The sequence below is a fragment of the Arthrobacter sp. Hiyo1 genome, from assembly GCF_001263615.2.
Taxonomy (GTDB): domain Bacteria; phylum Actinomycetota; class Actinomycetes; order Actinomycetales; family Micrococcaceae; genus Arthrobacter.
The window spans coordinates 9,584-10,633 of sequence record NZ_DF952476.1 but is presented as its reverse complement, the minus strand read 5'-3'; the positions used below and the strand labels follow the sequence as shown (position 1 = coordinate 10,633).

Here is a 1,050-nt window from a genome sequence, read left to right as displayed (position 1 = left end):
CCCGCGCCGAGCCGGAATCGGCGCGGTTGGCCGAGTTCGCCGCCCGGCACGGCGGGTTCCACGCGGCGCCGTCGTACACCACCGACGTCGACTATTCGGCGATCGCACCCGGCCAGGACGTCCTGGTTTCGGGCATGGGGCTGGCGTTCGTGGACCTTCTGGTGCTCTTGTTCGAGGGCCGTGGCGGCCGCTTCGAAGACAGGCCCGACGGCGGCCTGGACTATGTGCCGTCCGGCGCCGAACCACGGCTCTGGGCAGGCTCCCGGCGCGGAGTGCCGTACCACTCCAAGATCTCCTCCACCCTGCGCGGCGAACCCGTCGGCGCACCCCGGTACTTCACCGCGGACGCCGTGGAATTGCTGCTCGCCGCACACGAGGAGCTGGATTTCCGGACCCAGCTGTGGCCCCTCATCGCCAAAGACGCCGGCTACGCCTACTACCGCGAGCTCTTCACCGGCTATCCGGAACGCGTCCACGGCGGCTGGGACGAATTTTCGGCGCGCTTCGATGCCCTGGATTGGTACAGCCGCGAACGCGAAAACCTCGTGGCCTCGGCGGTCCCGGACCCGGCCCTCCGTCTCGACCTCGAGGCCCTGGACCAACCGTTCAGCGGTTGCGCCTTCGCGGACCATGCCGCGGTGCAGAGATCAGTGGCGAACTACATTGAACGCGACCTCAAGCTCCGCACGAGTCGCGACCATTCGGAAACCCTGGCCTTGTTCACGGCCCTGCTCCGGGTCTACATGGAACTCGGCCGGCTGGTCCCTCAGGAGCGGCTCAATTCGCGCTCCCAACAAGCGGTGCATGGTTGGTGGCACGGCTTCTTCAGCTTCGTGGATTCCGGCCCGCCGCCGCACCGGCTGCGCGAAATCCTTGCCCTGCACCGGGCCGGATTGTTGCAGTTCCTGGGTCCGGGCATGTGGGTGCGTCCGGACGAGGCCAGCGGGCGGTTCGTGGCCGGTTCCTTCCAATCGCCCGTGGTGGTGGACGCGGCGGCGTACATCGAGGCCCGCTTGCCGTCGCCGTCGGTGGCACGGTCCGCCAACCCCG

1 pseudogene is annotated in these 1,050 nt (G+C 68.7%); it reads left to right on the top strand.

Going from position 1 to position 1,050, the window contains the following annotated elements:
- Positions 1–1,050 (top strand): annotated as a pseudogene (locus AHiyo1_RS20485) (hypothetical protein); the annotation flags it as partial.